Origin of the sequence: Amycolatopsis melonis, assembly GCF_040064235.1 — a bacterium.
GTDB lineage: Bacteria > Actinomycetota > Actinomycetes > Mycobacteriales > Pseudonocardiaceae > Amycolatopsis > Amycolatopsis melonis.
On sequence record NZ_JBDZYD010000024.1, the window covers coordinates 67,035 to 82,163 of the forward strand.

Below are 15,129 nucleotides of genomic sequence, written 5' to 3' on the forward strand. Positions count from 1 at the left end.
TCTACGGTCACAGATCCGCTGGTCAGCGCTCTACTCCACGCTTGCGAGCGGATCATCGGGAGTTGTCCGGGAAAGCGGAACTCAGGCGGTCCGCCGCCGGGCGGCGGGCGTGAACTCCGCGCGGATGCGCTGCCGCCACAGTTCGTAGGGTGGTTCGGGCCCGTCGTCGCCGTCGGCCTGCTCGGTCCGGTCGGCGAGGTTCTGGGCGCCCTGCACGGAAAGGTCGACGAGCACGCCGGCCGCGAGGTGGGTGTGGGCGGGCACGTAACCGGAGTACGTGCGGGCCTTCACCGCGAAGATCACGCCGAGGGCGAGTTCGTCGTAGTGCTCCCCGGCCAGCCGCCGCAGCTTGCCCAGCCCGCGCTGGTCGCTGCCGCCGGCGAACGTCGCGGCGAGCCCGACCCCGCTCCACAGGTCGGCGCGGCGGTGCCCGGCGAACTTCCCCACCGCGGCCGCGACGGCGTCGGGGTTGCCGCCGTAGATGAACCACAGCGCCCGGCCGACCCCCTGGTCGAAGGCGCGCCCGAAGTACTCCGGACGGCCCGCCCACGGGTAGGGCACCGGCTCGACCTGCTCGCCGACCCACTTCTCGGTGTCGAAGTACGCCCGGTCGAAGCCGTAGCCGTCGACGGCGAGCCAGCTCATCACCGGGTGGTAGGCCACCCCGGTCAGCTCCGGCAGGATGTTCTTCCACAGTGGACGCGGCAGCCGCGCCATCGCGAAGCCGATCCCGATGTAGGTGAGGAAGATGTGCGGGCGGCCCGGCCCTTCCAGCAGCGCCCGCGTGCGGTCGCGGCCGCCGCCGGGCATCGCGTCGAGGATCGTGTAGCCCATCGTGGCGCCCTCGTAGGCGAAGCCGCGCTGCTCCGGCTCGATCAGCGAGAGGCGCCGCTCGATCTCCCACAGCGAAGCGCCCTCGATGGCCCATTCGAACCCGCACACCACCGCCTGCGGCACCGCCTCCAGCCGGGCCGTCGCGTCGGTGTGGGTGACCGGGAAGCCGCGTTCGGCGAACCCGACCGAGGCAAGCGGCGGAGCGAGCAGCCGTTTGCGCAGAACTCCGATGACCGTGGACATCGTCGTGGTCCTTTACACGTCGGGGAATCAGGCGACGGCACGCAGGTGCGGCCGCTGGGCGGCGAGCATGCGCTGGGTGAACGGCGACTGGTGCGACGCCAGCGTGATCGCGATCGGCGCGTCGGTCGGTGCCGGCGCCCGCAGGCCCACCCGCGCGGTGGACTGCCCGAACGGCGACACGGTCACGTCCTGGTAGCCGATCGAGAACCGCGGCCCGCCCGCGCCCGGCTGGTGCTGCGCGACGGCGATCGCCGTCCACCGCCCGGCGGGCACGCCGTGGATCGTCAGCTCCCCGGAGCTCATCCCGGCCATGCCGCCGAAGGCGACCGGGCCGCGCTGCGGCACCGGGTCGGCGAACAGCCCGACGAGGGTGTCCGCGGGTGCCGAACCCCGCGGCAGGTCCAGCTGCATCGACAGCACCCCCGTGCCGGTCTGCAGCGAGGCGCAGCTGCGCCCGGCCGCCCGCAGCGTGCGCAGCGGCGGAAGCCGCTGGAACGTCGGGGAGATCGCCACGAGCAGCTCGGCGACCTGCGGCTCGCGGTACTGCGTCGGGGTCATCCCGACCGCGCGCGAGAACCGGCTGGTGAACGTGCCGACGCTGCTGTAGCCGACGCTGCACACGATGTCGGACACGTTCAGTGACGTGGTCAGCAGCAGCCGCTTCGCCTCGAACAGCCGCACGGCGGTGAGGAACCGGCCGGGCGTCAGCCCGGTGGCGTCGGCGAACATCCGCGAGAAGTGGAACCGGCTGAGGAACACCTCGGACGCCAGCTCCGCGAGCGTGATCGGCTCGAAGTACCGTTCCTGGATCGACGAGATCGCCTGCAGCACGGCGGTCCGGACCGGCTTCTCCACCCGGTGGAGGGCAGGCCCGCGGGGCGGATCGTCGAACTCGCCGTCGTGGCCGACAGGCGCAATAGACCGCAACATCATCCGTCCAACCTCGAATTCCCTGATGGCAGTTCTCCTGGTGTCAGGGAAGACGCCGCTTCTTGCAGCTCGATCGACGAGCGGTCGAGGGAGCACGGGCGAAACGCACGCCACCCGGCCGCGGCCGGGAAATCCACACGGGACGGTCCGTGCGAAACGCACGGTGCCGTCGTGCGGGTCACGCACCGCGGACGATCCCCGGCGGGCCCGCCGGGCCCGCGCCTGGTCCGTTCCGGCGACCCCGCCGGGCACGCAGGCCCAGGTTGGGCCGGATGGTGGACCGTGCGGAACGCATGTGGCGAACCTGCGGAGTGCACGGGGCCACGGGGTAAATGCACGTTGACTCTGATGGGTGACTCACTGGTCGACGGGGAGACGCTCTGTCACATTCGGAGGGAAGCCCCGGAGTCGGCCGTCCCCTGACCCGCGCGGCACTGCTGGGGAGCGCGAGGACGCATTGATGACGCTGGAGGCCTGCATGTACTCCGAACTGCCGCCAACGGAAGCACCGGACGACGGTGGCGTGAGATTCACCGTTCTGGGGCCGCTGGAAGTGCTGCGTGACGGGGTCGACTACGCCCCGACCACTCCGAAGGTCCTGCAGCTGCTGGCCATGCTGGTGATGCGCCCGGGCAAGATGGTACACATCGACACCCTGATCCGGGAGCTGTGGTCGGACAACCCGCCCCGCACGGTGCGCACGACGCTGCACACGTACGTCTACCACCTGCGCCGGTGCATCGTCCAGAACCAGCTCGCCCCGGACGCCGAGAAGATGCTGGTCACCAAGCAGTCCGGCTACACCTTCCACATCGATCCGTCCCAATTGGACATTCACCGGTTCCTCCGGCTTCAGCAGCGCGGCCACGAGCACCAGGACGCGGGCAACCACGCGGCGGCCGCCGACGCCTACCGCACGGCGCTGGACCTGTGGTCCGGACCACCGCTGGCGAACGTCCCTTGTGGACCGGTCCTGTCGGCGTACCGGACCGAGCTGCTGGAACAGCGCCGCAGCGTGCTGCACCTGCGGATCGAAGCCGAGATCACCAGCGGCAAGCACCGCGAGCTGATCGGCGAGCTGCGTTCGCTGGCTACCGGCAGCCCGCTCGACGAAGCCCTGCACGGGCAGCTGATGCGCGTGCTCGGCCGCAGCGGACGCCGCTCGGACGCGATGGCCGTCTACCGCACGCTCCGGTCACGGCTGGCCGGCGAGCTGGGTGTCGAGCCGTGCGACGACCTCCAGCTGCTGCACCGCGAGCTGATCTCCGAAGGGGACCACCGCTGACCCACCGCTTCCCCGGCTCCGGCCGAACACGTCGCTCCGCCCGAGAAAGAAGTGAGGAAGTTCGATGCCCGCTCCCAACACCCGCGCCTACGGCCAGTTCTGCGGCCTCGCCCGCGCGCTCGAGATCGTCGGCGAGCGCTGGTCGCTGCTGATCGTCCGCGACCTGGTGCTCGGCCCGAAGCGCTACGACGAGCTGCAGTCCGGCCTGCCGAAGATCCCGCCGTCCATCCTGTCGGCCCGGCTCAACGAGCTGGAAGCGACCGGGGTGCTCCGCCGCCGCGTCCGCGCGGAGCTGGACGCGGGCCTGGTCTACGAGCTGACCCAGTACGGCAGCGAGCTCGACCACATCCTGCTCGACCTCGGCCTGTGGGGCGCCCGTTCGCTGCACCAGCCGGGCCCGGACGACGTGTTCACGCTGGATTCGGCGATCCTGTCGCTGTACACGACGTTCCGCCCGGACGTGGCCGAGGGCGTCCAGATCACCTACGAGCTGCGCTACGACGACCGCATGATCATCCACGCCCTGGTCGAGGACGGCACGGTCAAGGTGGGCGAAGGCCGTTTCCCCGGAGCGGACCTGGTGGTCAAGGCGGCAAGCGGCGTGGCGGTCCTGGACCTGATGAGCGGCCACCTGTCGGCAAGCGAGGCCCTCCGTTCGGGCAAGCTGTCGATCGAGGGCGACCTGGCGGACCTGGAGCTGCTGGCCCGCCTGTTCCACGTCCCGGCGGCACCGGAGCCCCCGTCGGGCATCGTGGTCCGCTGAGTCCCCGGCCCCGCCCGGCTCGGCCCCGGGCGGGGCCTCCCCACACCCCGGACCATCCTCCGAACGGCGCCCCGCGCCCCAGCGCCCCGGGGCGGGGCCTCCCCCTGCCTCGACCGCCACCCATTGGGGGCGCCCCAGTGCCCAGCGCGGCCGGTGGTCGCTCACCTCAGCGTCTTGAATGACTCATTCAGGACCTCCGAAGACCTGAATGAGTCATTCAAGACACCTCCCTCCGCCCGCACCCCGGACCGCGGTTCCCCGAGAGACGCAGGTCGGCAGAAGTTCGCCAACGCGGCGTCCGGTGCGTCCAACGCACCCAATGTGGCCTTCGGTGCGTCCAACGCACCCAAGGCCACATTGGGGCGGGCGCTTGAGCCGGGCCAAACCGGGCCCGCCGGGGCGATCCGGGCGCCCGGCACGAGCGCCCAGCCCGGGCTCACCGCCGCGCCGCGTCCACCTCCGGGGCGATCCGCCCGGCCCGCTCCATCAGATACCGCCGCTCAGGCAGGCTCGCCGTCCGCTCGGCCGCACGCAGATAGTGCTCCCGCGCCCCCGCAAGATCTCCCGCCAGTTCCAGCAGGTGCGCGCGGACCGCGTCGAGGCGGCGGCCGACGTCCAGCTTCGCGTCGACCGTGTCCAGCAGCTCCAGGCCGCGCTGCGGGCCCTCGGCCTGGGCCACCGCCACCGCCTGGTTGATCGTGACCACCGGGCTCGGCATCAGGGCCTGCAGGACGCGGTACAGCTCCGCGATCTGCGGCCAGTCCGTCTCCTCCGTGCTCGGCGCCGTCGCGTGCAGGGCCGCGATGGCCGCCTGGACCTGGTACGGCCCGAGGGCCGTGTGACCGAGCGTCGCGTCCACCAGTGCCTCGCCCTCGGCGATCAGGTCCGTGTTCCAGCGGCCGCGGTCCTGGTCCTGCAGCGGCACCAGCTCGCCGTGGGGACCCGTGCGGGCCTCCCTTCGCGCGTCGGTCAGCAGCATCAGGGCCAGCAGGCCCGCGACCTCGCCTTCGCCCGGGGTCAGCGCGTGCACCGCGCGGGTCAGCCGGATGGCCTCCGCCGCCAGCTCCGCGCGCACCAGGTTCTCGCCCGACGTCGCCGTGTACCCCTCGTTGAAGATCAGGTACAGCACCTGCAGGACGACGCGCAGCCGGTCGCCGAAGTCGGCCGGGGACGGCTCGCTGAACGTCGAGCCCGCCGCCGCGATGCTCTCCTTGGCGCGGGTGATGCGCCGGGTCATCGTCGCCTCGGGCACCAGGAACGCCCGGGCGATCTCCGCCGTGGTCAGGCCGCCGACCGCGCGCAGCGTCAGCGCGACCTGCGAAGACGGCGACACCGCCGGGTGGCAGCACAGGAACAGCAGCTTCAGCGTGTCGTCGGTGTCCGGGGCCTGCTCCTCGCCCGGCCCCGGGACGACGGGCGACGGCTCCCGCACGGCGGCCGACTCCTCGCGCCGCCGCCGGGCGCTCTCGCTGCGCCAGTGGTCGGTGAGCCGGCGGGTGGCGACCGTGACCAGCCAGCTGCGCGGGTTGTCCGGGACGCCCTCGGCAGGCCACTGCGTGCTCGCCGCCAGCAGGGCCTCCTGGACGGCGTCCTCGCACGCGTCGAACTGGCCGTACCGGCGCACCAGCACGCCCAGCACCTGGGGCACGAGCGGCCGCAGGACCTCGGCGACCCCGGTCACGCCATGGTGACTTCGGTTTCGGCGTCGGCGAAGTAGACGACCTCGCGGACCTCGATGCCGAGCCCTTCGATGGCGGCGTCCGGGATCATCGCGGCGAGTTCGACGGCGCGTTCCTTGCTCGCGCACTCGACCAGGTAGTAGCCGGCGAGGAACTCTTTCGACTCCAGGAACGGCCCGTCGGTGACCGCGGGCAGGCCCGAGCGCACGCGCACGACCGTGCTGTCGGCGACCGCGCCGAGCGCCTGGGTGCTGATCATCTCGCCGGACTCCCGGATGGTCCGGATGAAGTCCTGGTGCCCGGTCATGATGGCGTTCATCTGCGACTCCGACAGGCTCGCCATCACGTCGGGGTTCAGGTACATCGCCAGCAGGTACTTCACGTCCGGGCTCCCTTCGGCCGCCCTCGCCTCGTCCGTCGCACGAAGATAGCCGACCACGGCGCAACCGCGGAGTGGAGCCGGCGCCGGGCCGCCTGCCAGCCTGGAGCGGGTGACCCGGACCAGGAGGTTGGCACCGATGGCCGACGTGTTCACGGACCTGCAGACCGAGACCGAAGCGCTGGCCGAGCTGGCCGAGCGCCACGGGTACGGCCCCGGCCCCGACCTCACGGCGCACTTCGCCCGGCTGACGTCGACCGCGCGGCTGGTCCGGCTCAGCGCCGAGAACCCCGAGGCCTTCGGCGTCACCCCGCAGATCTCCTACGGCTCACTCGACGAGGCGATCCTCGTCTGGCTGATCGAGCAGCGGAAGGCCAACTCCCTGCTGGCCGCGGCCGAGCCCGGGCTGGAGCTGCCGTGGAGCGACGGCCCGCTGCGCCCCTCGGTGCTCGCCGCGGCCGCGCTGACCGAGCTGTTCGCCGCCGGCCAGGACATCGCCGACGCGCTCGGCGTCCGCCCGCGGCGCGACGACTCGGTCGGGCACGTCGCCTACTACGGCGTCCGGACCCGGGACCGCGTCTACCGCCGGTACCAGCAGACGCCGCCCGCCGAGCCGTTCCGCTTCGAGCTGCGGGCGCCGTCGGGCACGCAGTGGGACTTCGGCCCGGCCGACGCCGCCGACCGCGTCACCGGGCCGGCGGAGGACTTCTGCCTGCTGGTCACCGGCCGCCGCTTCGCCGAGGATCTCGCACTGACCTTCCGCGGCTCGCACACCGCCGAATGGCTGGAACTGCTGGAGCGCTGAGACATTCACTCGAACGGCGCCGGGTCACCCGCCCCGACGCGCACGATTTCGGCCTCACCCGAGGAGAAGTCGACGACGGTCGTCGGCTCGACCCCGCAGTCCCCGGAGTCCAGCACCGCCTCCAGCTGGTTGTCCAGCTCCTCCTTGATCTCCCAGCCCTGCGTCATCGGCTCGCCCTCGCCGGGCAGCAGCAGCGTGCTCGACAGCAGCGGCTCCCCCAGCTCGGCCAGCAGCGCCTGGGTGACGCGGTGGTCGGGGATGCGCACGCCGACGGTTTTCTTCTTCTCGTGCATCAGCCGCCGCGGCACCTCCTTGGTGGCGGGCAGGATGAACGTGTAGCTGCCCGGCGTCGCCGCCTTGATCGCGCGGAACACCGCGTTGTCGATGTGCACGAACTGGCCCAGCTGGGCGAAGTCCTGGCACACCAGCGTGAAGTGGTGCCGGTGGTCCAGCTTGCGGATCGCGCGGATGCGGTCGAGCCCGTCGCGGTTGCCAGGGCGGCACCCGAGCGCGAAGCAGGAGTCGGTCGGGTAGGCGATCAGCCCGTCGTTCCGGAGGATCTCGACGACCTGGCCGAGCGCCCGGCGCTGCGGGTTTTCCGGATGCAGGTCGAAATAACGTGCCATGACCGCAGAGCTTAGGTTCCGCGCCGCGGCCCGGCACGGCGGCGGTGCCGCACCCGCGCGTCTCCTCCCGTGCGGTTCCCGGCCGGGTCCCTTTGCCCCGGCCGGGGCCCGGCCCACAATCCGCAGTGGGACCACAGCCAGGGAGGACGCGTCATGACGGAACTGACCGTGCCGCAGCTGGACCGACCCCGGGTCGTCGCCGGGGCGAACTACCTGTTCGACGGGCCGCGCGGGCGCGTGCCGCTCGACGCGCTCTTCGACGGCAGGCCACGGCTCGCGGTGCACCACACCATGCCCGACCACAGCGGGCCCGCCGACATCGTGACGGCCGCGGACGTCGCCGCCGCGCTGTCCGCGCCGGACCTGCGCCTGGTGCTGGTCTCCCGCGCGCCGTACGCGCAGCTGGAGCGGTACCGCAGGCATCTCGGGCCGGACCTGCCGACGTACTCGGCCGTGACCGGCGCGTTCGCCGCGGACTTCCCGGCGTCCCGGCGGCTGCCCGGCACGGCGGGTGGCGACGCATGGGAGGTCGACGAGGCCGGGCTGAGTTTCTTCCACCGGGAGCGGGACTGCCTCGTGCACACCGGGTCGGTCGCCTTGACCCGGCTGGACTTCCTGAGCTTGCTCGGTGTCCCCGACCGCTTCCGGACGGCCTCCGCCCGCTGATTCCGGCGCCGGTTCCCCCCGGCAGGCGCGGATTTCGCGTACTTTCGGCCCACGGCAGCGTCCCTGGGGTGAGTTAGGATCGCCACGCACACATGCCGGCCGGGCCACCGGGCGTCCGGTCACCGTCGAGGACACCAGGGGGTCGGCACTGATGTCTCCCGCCGCTGCGCTCGAGCCTGCCGCGCTCGAGCCTGCTGAAAAGCTGTCGCCGACCGCCGAACCCCGCGGGACCACGGGAATCGACCGGCGCCCGCGGCTGGCTTCCCGGCTGGCGGGCGCCGTCACCACCGTGGTGGTCGTGGGTTTCTCCGTGATCGCCGCGTACAGCGCGATCCAGGCGACGCCGGTCGGCCCGGTCACCGCGGGCTACGGGATCGCCGCGGCGCTCGGCATCCTGGCCATCCAGCTGTTCCACTTCAGCAGGCCCGGCGCCCGCCTGGACTCGACGACGAGCCGGGTCCTGCTGGGCGTGACGGCGGTGCTGGCCTACGTGCCCGTCCTGACCTTCGGCGTGCCGTGGCTGTCCATGCCCGCCTTCGTCGCCGCCGGCGGGCTCCTGACCCTGCGTCCCCGGCTGGCCTGGCCGCTGTTCGCGCTCGTCGCCGTCAGCGTCGCCTGGTTGTACACCCGGTACGAGAGTTCCTTCCTCGGCAACACCTACACGACCGTCGGGACGGTCTACTACGGCCTCGTCCTCTTCCTGCTCGCCCGGCTGGTCCGGATGGTCAGCGAACTGCACCGGGCACGGACGGAGCTGGCCCGGCACGCGGTCGCCGAGCAACGGCTCGCCTTCGCCCGCGACCTGCACGACCTGCTCGGCATCAGCCTGTCGGAGATCGCCCTCAAGGGTGAGCTCGCGTCGCGGCTCATGCGGAAGTCGGCCGAGCGCACCAAGGCCGAGCTGGCCGAGATCACCGCCACCGCGCAGCGCACGCTTGCCGACGTGCGCGCGGTTTCCCACGGGTACCGGGAGCTTTCCCTGGAACGGGAGTCGCGGACCGCCGAAACGCTGCTGGCGGCCTCGGACATCGCCGTGAAGGTCCACCTCGACCAGCCGGACCTGCCGGTGCAGGCCCGGACGCTGCTGGCCAAGGTGCTGCGCGAAGGCGTCACGAACGTCCTCCGGTACAGCGACGTCGAACACTGCGAGATCGACGTCCGCCAGCAGGACGGCGCGGTGTCCCTCGACATCGTCAACGACGGCGTGACGGCGGGCGATCTGCCGCCGGAGTCGGGGAAGCTGCTGACCCGGCTGCCCGACGAGGTGAAGGCACTCGGCGGCCGGGTGAGCATCGGCACCGCCGCGGACGGCCGGTTCCGGCTGCACGTCGAGCTGCCGGTGGTGACGGCACCGGAGACCACGGTCGACGACGTGGGACGGCAGTCCCGTGCGGAGTCGAAGTGGGTCCACCGGATGCTGCCGGCGGTGTTCGGGCTGATGGGGCTCGGCGTCGTCATCCACCTGCTGCTGATCACCACGGAGGCGTGGGAGGTCGCGCTGGTCACCGGCTCGGTGCTGGGCCTGCTGGTGCTGCAGTTCTCCTACTTCGACCGGCCCACCACGCGGCTGCGCTCGGCGCAGAGCTACGCCATGCTCTTCGTCCAGGCCTGCCTGGTCTACCTGCCGCTGCTGCCGCTGCAGCACCACTGGGTCAGCGTGCCGAGCCTGCTGATCGGCAACGCGCTGCTGGTGATGCCGCCCGCGGCGGGCTGGCCCTTCTTCGTGCTGAACGTCGTGCTCTACGGCTGGGCGCAGGGCGTGGGCACCCTCGGCCTGTTCTACGCGGTCTTCTTCACCGCCGCGACGGTGATGAGCAGCCTGGTGGTGTTCGGCCTGCTCTGGCTGGTCCGGCTGGTCGCGGAGCTGGACAGCACCCGGCGGCGGCTGGCCGAGACGGCGGTCGCCGAAGAGCGCCTGCGCTTCGCGCGCGACCTGCACGACCTGCTGGGGATGAGCCTGTCGGCCATCGCGCTCAAGAGCGAGCTGACCGCCCGGGTCCTGCCCATCGACGAGGCCAGAGCCGCGGAGGAGCTGCGGGAAGTGCTGGGCCTGACCCGGCAGGCCCTCTCCGACGTCCGGTCCGTGGCGAGCGGCTACCGCGAGCTGTCGCTGGACAGCGAGTCCCGCACGGCCCGTTCCGTGCTGGCCGCGGCCGACGTCCGCGTGCGCATGGAGATGCTCGACGACGAGCTGCCGGGGCCGGTGCGCACCGTGCTGGCCGTGGTGCTGCGCGAGGGCGTCACGAACGTGCTGCGCCACAGCCGGGTCGAGAGCTGCGAGATCGCCCTGCGCCGCACCGACTCCGGCGTTGCGCTCGACATCGTCAACGACGGCGTGGAGTCGTCGTGCCCCGCGGCGCCGGAGCCGCCCGCCCGGCCGCAGCCGCACCAGCCGGCACCCCGCGACACCTCACCGGGCAGCGGCATCGGCAACCTTTCGCACCGGGTCGCCGACCTCGGCGGCGAGCTGACCGCCGGGGTGGAACCGGACGGCCGCTTCCGGCTGCGCGCGGCCGTCCCGGTCTGACCCCGGTCACAGCCAGCCGGACTCCTCCGCGATGCGGATGGCGTCCACCCGGTTGCGGCCGTTCAGCTTGGCCACGACGGTCGTGAGGTAGTTGCGCACCGTGCCGGCGGACAGGTACAGCCGCGCGGCGACCTCCACCGTCCCGTAGCCCTGCGACGTCATGCGCAGGACGTCCAGCTCGCGCCCGGTCAGCGGGCAGTCGACCGAGTCCCATGCGGCGAGCGCCAGGTCGCCGTCGACCATGCGGCGGCCCGCCAGCACGCCGCGCACGGCGTTCGCGAGCTTGTCGGGTGGCGCGTCCTTGAGCAGGAAGCCGCTCACCTTGGCGTCGAGGGCCCGGCGCAGCGTGCCCGGCCTGCCGAGGCTGGTCAGGATCAGCGTCCGGCACCCCGGTAGCTGCTCGTGCAGCTCGCCGGCGGCCGTCAGGCCGTCCTTCCCCGGCAGGTCGATGTCGATGACGGCCACCTGGGCCTGCTTGGCCCGGGCCGCAGGCAGGATTTCCAGCCCCGAGGCCACGTCCGCGACCACTTCGATGTCGGGCTCCAGCCCGAGTAGTGCCACCAGTGCTCCCCGCACGATGTGCATGTCCTCGGCAACCAGCACTCTGATCACAGGTGCCTCCGCACTCACGATTCCCCAGAAGCCGATTCTGACATTTTTCCCGTCGGCTCGGTTGCACCATTCGGGCTGCATTCCGCTGCGCCACTCGTGAATGACGTATGCAACAAAACCAAGGCACAGTCAAAAATTCGACCGGCGACCGGACGGCTACCGCCCGTCACCTTCGCCGTACCCGGGCCGTTGGGCCGGGAGGCGTCGACCCGCTGCGGCAGGCGACGCACTCCCCGGCGGCAACGAGCCCGGCACCGGCAGCAGCCGTGAGCGACTCACGAAGTCGCGTCGTAGCTGGTGAGCTGCCTAGGCCGCCTCGGCCCACTCCTCCGACTCGGAGACACAGCTGAAGCAGCTGCCGACGGTGCCGCGGACGACGGCGTCGGCCGCGTCGTGCCACTGCCCGAACCGCTCGATGACCAGGACGTCGGCGCCGTCATTCGGGATACCGAGCTCGGAAAAAAGCGTGCGGACGTCAGCGGAAACCTGTGCAAACATTCGTGCTCCCCAGTGGCGAAATTAATGTTTCACGTGCCACAAATCGTCGCCCAGCGGTCCCGCAACAGCCAGTGCCCGCGTCACCAGGGCGATGTGGCTTACACATGGTCCGTGCGGTTTCGAGCCGGAGTCCGAACGGGCTAACAAGCCCACGAAAGCACGCCGAATCACCGGAATTTCGTCACTTTCCGCGTGTGATCGGCTGCACGCCGCTATCGCGGCCATCCGCGATGTGCGTTCGTCACGGGTGGACTACCCCGGCGGCGAGGCCGTCAAACCCCCATGTGCAAAACGCATGTCGACCATCGGAGAAATCCATGCACACCGGTGCACAGAGCACTTAAGAAGTAGACGCCCGCGGACCTACAGTTTTGGTCGAAACAATTCTCCTCCGCGCCCGGCGGCGTCGCCGCCAAGAGCCGGGTGCGGCACCGTCAACCGAGGGGACGGCCCACCATGGATGAGATCGTCCGGCAAGCCGTGGCACGCGCCATCGTGACCATGCGGGACAACCTGGGCGAGCGGCTCACGATCGACGACCTCGCCCGCGCGGCCATGTTCAGCAAGTTCCACTTCACCCGGGTGTTCCTGCGGGTCACCGGGCTGTCGCCGGGCCGGTTCCTGTCGGCCCTGCGGCTGGCGGAGGCGAAACGCCTGCTCGCGGCCACCCAGATCTCGGTGGCCGACATCAGTCACCAGGTCGGCTACAACAGCGTCGGCACGTTCAGCGCGCGGTTCAGCGGCAGCGTGGGCGTCCCGCCGTCGGGCTACCGGCGGCTGCACGGCGCGGCCGTGCGGATCGCCGACCGCCCGTCCACGCCCGGCCCGGGCGCGGCGGTGCGCGGGCAGCTGCGCGTGGCCGTCCCCGCCGAGGTCGGGCCGGTGTTCGTCGGCCTCTTCCCGGCCAAGATCGCCGAGGGCGCGCCTGCCCGGCACGTCATCCTGCCCGGTCCGGGGCCGTACACGCTGGCCGACGTCCCGCTGGGCTCCTGGTACGTCCTGGCGCACGCCTACGGCACCACGGCACCGGACGGCACGCCGCTGCGGCCGTTCACCGGCCTGGCCGGGCCGGTGACCAGCAGGCGCGGGGTCGCGGCCAGCCTGGCCGACGTCCACCTCCGCCCCCGGCACGGCTTCGACCCGCCGGTGCTGCTGGCCCTGCCGGACCTGCGGCAGGCGGCGCTCGCCCGCCCGATGGCGAGCTGACGGGCGTGCAATTCCGGCGCGCCGAATCCGCCGTCCGTTAATCGGCGGGCGGCGGGCGCGCCTGTCATCGGGGGCGCGGGTTATCCACCGGCATTACCGTCGAAAACACCGGCGGCGAAGGGCAATGGCGTACCATTGCGGTTCGGAGTTGCCGGACTGGGGTGCGAGGTACCATTGTGATCAAGGTATTGCTGGCCGAGGACATGCACATGGTCCGCGGCGCACTGGTCGCCCTTCTCAACCTCGAGTCCGACATCGAAGTGGTGGCCGAGGTGTCCTCGGGCGACCAGATCCTCCCGGCCGCGAAGGCGGCCCAGCCCGACGTCGCGGTCATCGACATCGACCTGCCGGGCAAGGACGGCCTCTCCGCGGCGATCGAGATCCACGAAAGCCTCCCCGGCTGCCACACGCTCATCCTGACCAGCCTCGGCAGGCCGGGCACGGTCCGCCGCGCCCTCGACGCGAAGGTGAACGGCTTCCTGCTCAAGGACGCGCCGTCGGACAAGCTCGCGAACGCGGTCCGCTCGGTCGCGATCGGCCGCCGCGTCATCGACAGCGAGCTGGCACTGGCGGCCTGGGAAACCGACGACTGCCCGCTGACGCCCCGCGAGATCGAGATCCTGTCCCTGGCGGCGAAGGGCCGCACGGTGTCCGACATCGCGGCCGAGCTGTTCCTCTCGGCCGGCACGGTCCGCAACTACCTGGCCGCGGTGGTGACGAAGCTCAACGCCCGCAACCGGGTCCACGCGATCCGCATCGCGACCGAAGCCGAGTGGCTCTGACCCACGGGAAAGCGCACCGCTCGTGAGTGAATAACAGTGTTCTAACCCTCATTACCACTCACGACAAGCCGCGGCAGACCCCGCACCCTCAGCCCGCCCGGCACACCGGGATCGCCACCACCAGCCGGTGGGTCCCGTCGGCGCCCGTTTCCCGTGTCAGCGTGCCCCCGAGCGCCTCGACCCGGTCGTGGACGTTGCGCAGCCCCGCTCCGGAGCCCGCGCCGCCGCCTGCCGCCCCGGTGGCGCCGTCGTTGACGATCTCCAGCCACGCCGTTCCGTCCTCGGTGCTCACCGAGAACGCGCACCAGTGGGCCGTGCTGTGGCGCATCACGTTCATCACCCCTTCGCGCAGCATCGTCGCCAGCGCCGTGGCCACCTCCCGGGGCAGGTCGCCGATGCCGGACCGGGCGACCGTCACGCGGATCCCGGCCGCGCTCAGCACGTCGGCCGCCGCGCGGCACTCGTCGTCGAGGGACAGCTCGCGGTAGCCCGCCGAGATCGTGCGGACGTCGGCCAGCGCGCGCCGCGACATCACCAGCAGCTCCGCCAGTTCCTCGCGCGCCTGCGCGGGCCTGCCGACCACCAGCCGGTCGACGAGTTCACCCTTGAGGGTGATCGCCGAAAGGCTCAACCCGAGCAGGTCGTGCAGATCCCGGGCGAACCGCTCGCGTTCCTCGGCGACCACGCGGCGTTTCAGCTCGCGCACCTCCCCGTCACGCTCGGCGACCAGCCGCGCGGCCGAGCCGAGCCCGAACAGCGTCAGCGCGGCGACCCCGGAGGTCACCGCGCCCGCCAGGCCCGCGTGCACCGACACGCCGTGCCACGCCGAGACGACCCCGGCCGCAAGACAGGTCGCCAGCGCCCCCGGCACCGCCCGGACCGGCGGATACGCCAGCAGCAGCCCGCCGGCGAAGAACCCGGTGGCGGTGCTCCACGCCGCGCCGAGCGGCAGCATCGGCCCGAAACCCAGCAGGGCCTGGGCGATCAGGGCCGCACGCGGGGCACGGCCGCCGGCGAACCAGGTCAGGTGGACGACGGCGAGCGCAGCGGCGCAGGCCAGCGCGAGCAGGCGGGCGAACCAGGACTCCCGGCCGGTGAGCACCGACAGGAACACCAGCAGCGCCACCCCGGCCGCGGCCACCGTCTGCGCGCCGTACACGAGCGTGCGGAACCCGGCCCGCTTCTCCCCGCAGGGGGACGCGGACCCGTCGTCGGATTCCCGGAATCCCCTACCGAGCGTGCGCACCGGCTGAACCACGGCCCCTCTCGCCACCGCCGGACCGCGGTCTTCCCG

General features: G+C 71.9%; 15 protein-coding genes. 7 read left to right on the top strand and 8 right to left on the bottom strand.

Annotation, left to right across the window (positions count from 1 at the left end; genetic code table 11):
• Positions 1 to 81: 81 nt before the first annotated feature.
• Together ABJI51_RS43020 and ABJI51_RS43025 are read right to left on the bottom strand one after the other, a co-directional pair.
• A complete protein-coding gene (locus ABJI51_RS43020; RefSeq protein WP_348956983.1) occupies positions 82 to 1,077 on the bottom strand; it encodes a DUF1702 family protein in 996 nt (331 codons plus the stop codon).
• A gap of 27 nt (positions 1,078 to 1,104) precedes the next feature.
• A complete protein-coding gene (locus ABJI51_RS43025; RefSeq protein WP_348956984.1) occupies positions 1,105 to 2,010 on the bottom strand; it encodes a helix-turn-helix transcriptional regulator in 906 nt (301 codons plus the stop codon).
• Positions 2,011 to 2,485: 475 nt separating this feature from the next.
• On the opposite strand from ABJI51_RS43025, the gene ABJI51_RS43030 reads away from it, so the two are divergent.
• Positions 2,486 to 3,292 carry an AfsR/SARP family transcriptional regulator gene (locus tag ABJI51_RS43030; RefSeq protein WP_348957009.1) on the top strand — a complete coding sequence of 269 codons (807 nt, stop codon included), beginning with the start codon at positions 2,486 to 2,488 and terminating at the stop codon, positions 3,290 to 3,292.
• Between the two features lie 64 nt (positions 3,293 to 3,356).
• Complete coding sequence (locus tag ABJI51_RS43035) at positions 3,357 to 4,055, top strand: winged helix-turn-helix transcriptional regulator (RefSeq protein WP_348956985.1); 699 nt, start codon at positions 3,357 to 3,359, stop codon at positions 4,053 to 4,055.
• Positions 4,056 to 4,491: 436 nt separating this feature from the next.
• On the opposite strand, the gene ABJI51_RS43040 is transcribed toward ABJI51_RS43035, so the two are convergent.
• Positions 4,492 to 5,736, bottom strand: a complete 1,245-nt coding sequence (locus tag ABJI51_RS43040) for an RNA polymerase sigma factor (protein WP_348956986.1) — start codon at positions 5,734 to 5,736, stop codon at positions 4,492 to 4,494.
• Entirely contained in the window at positions 5,733 to 6,116 is a 384-nt protein-coding gene (locus ABJI51_RS43045; protein WP_348956987.1) for a YciI family protein, read from the bottom strand. Before ABJI51_RS43045 ends, ABJI51_RS43040 begins: the two co-directional genes overlap by 4 nt.
• Before the next feature lie 136 nt (positions 6,117 to 6,252).
• On the opposite strand from ABJI51_RS43045, the gene ABJI51_RS43050 reads away from it, so the two are divergent.
• A complete protein-coding gene (locus tag ABJI51_RS43050) occupies positions 6,253 to 6,918 on the top strand; it encodes a maleylpyruvate isomerase family mycothiol-dependent enzyme (protein ID WP_348956988.1) in 666 nt (221 codons plus the stop codon).
• Between the two features lie 5 nt (positions 6,919 to 6,923).
• Here the strand turns inward: ABJI51_RS43050 and ABJI51_RS43055 are convergent, their stop codons facing one another.
• The gene (locus ABJI51_RS43055) at positions 6,924 to 7,544 is read right to left on the bottom strand and encodes an L-threonylcarbamoyladenylate synthase (RefSeq protein WP_348956989.1); all 621 of its coding nucleotides are present in this window, start codon (positions 7,542 to 7,544) and stop codon (positions 6,924 to 6,926) included.
• A 153-nt stretch (positions 7,545 to 7,697) separates the two neighbouring features.
• Here ABJI51_RS43055 and ABJI51_RS43060 point away from each other — a divergent pair, with 153 nt between their 5' ends.
• Positions 7,698 to 8,210, top strand: a complete 513-nt coding sequence (locus ABJI51_RS43060; protein ID WP_348956990.1) for a DUF899 family protein — start codon at positions 7,698 to 7,700, stop codon at positions 8,208 to 8,210.
• 151 nt (positions 8,211 to 8,361) lie between these two features.
• Positions 8,362 to 10,737, top strand: coding sequence for a sensor histidine kinase (locus tag ABJI51_RS43065; RefSeq protein WP_348956991.1), 2,376 nt, complete (start codon positions 8,362 to 8,364; stop codon positions 10,735 to 10,737).
• A gap of 6 nt (positions 10,738 to 10,743) precedes the next feature.
• On the opposite strand, the gene ABJI51_RS43070 is transcribed toward ABJI51_RS43065, so the two are convergent.
• Positions 10,744 to 11,349 (bottom strand): response regulator transcription factor, encoded by a 606-nt coding sequence (locus ABJI51_RS43070; protein WP_348956992.1) that lies wholly within the window; start codon positions 11,347 to 11,349, stop codon positions 10,744 to 10,746.
• A gap of 306 nt (positions 11,350 to 11,655) precedes the next feature.
• Positions 11,656 to 11,847, bottom strand: coding sequence for a hypothetical protein (locus ABJI51_RS43075; protein WP_348956993.1), 192 nt, complete (start codon positions 11,845 to 11,847; stop codon positions 11,656 to 11,658).
• Between the two features lie 456 nt (positions 11,848 to 12,303).
• On the opposite strand from ABJI51_RS43075, the gene ABJI51_RS43080 reads away from it, so the two are divergent.
• Complete coding sequence (locus ABJI51_RS43080) at positions 12,304 to 13,053, top strand: helix-turn-helix domain-containing protein (RefSeq protein WP_348956994.1); 750 nt, start codon at positions 12,304 to 12,306, stop codon at positions 13,051 to 13,053.
• Between the two features lie 176 nt (positions 13,054 to 13,229).
• Positions 13,230 to 13,835 carry a response regulator transcription factor gene (locus ABJI51_RS43085; protein WP_348956995.1) on the top strand — a complete coding sequence of 202 codons (606 nt, stop codon included), beginning with the start codon at positions 13,230 to 13,232 and terminating at the stop codon, positions 13,833 to 13,835.
• A gap of 88 nt (positions 13,836 to 13,923) precedes the next feature.
• Here the strand turns inward: ABJI51_RS43085 and ABJI51_RS43090 are convergent, their stop codons facing one another.
• Entirely contained in the window at positions 13,924 to 15,081 is a 1,158-nt protein-coding gene (locus tag ABJI51_RS43090) for a sensor histidine kinase (protein WP_348956996.1), read from the bottom strand.
• Between the last annotated feature and the right edge of the window lie 48 nt (positions 15,082 to 15,129).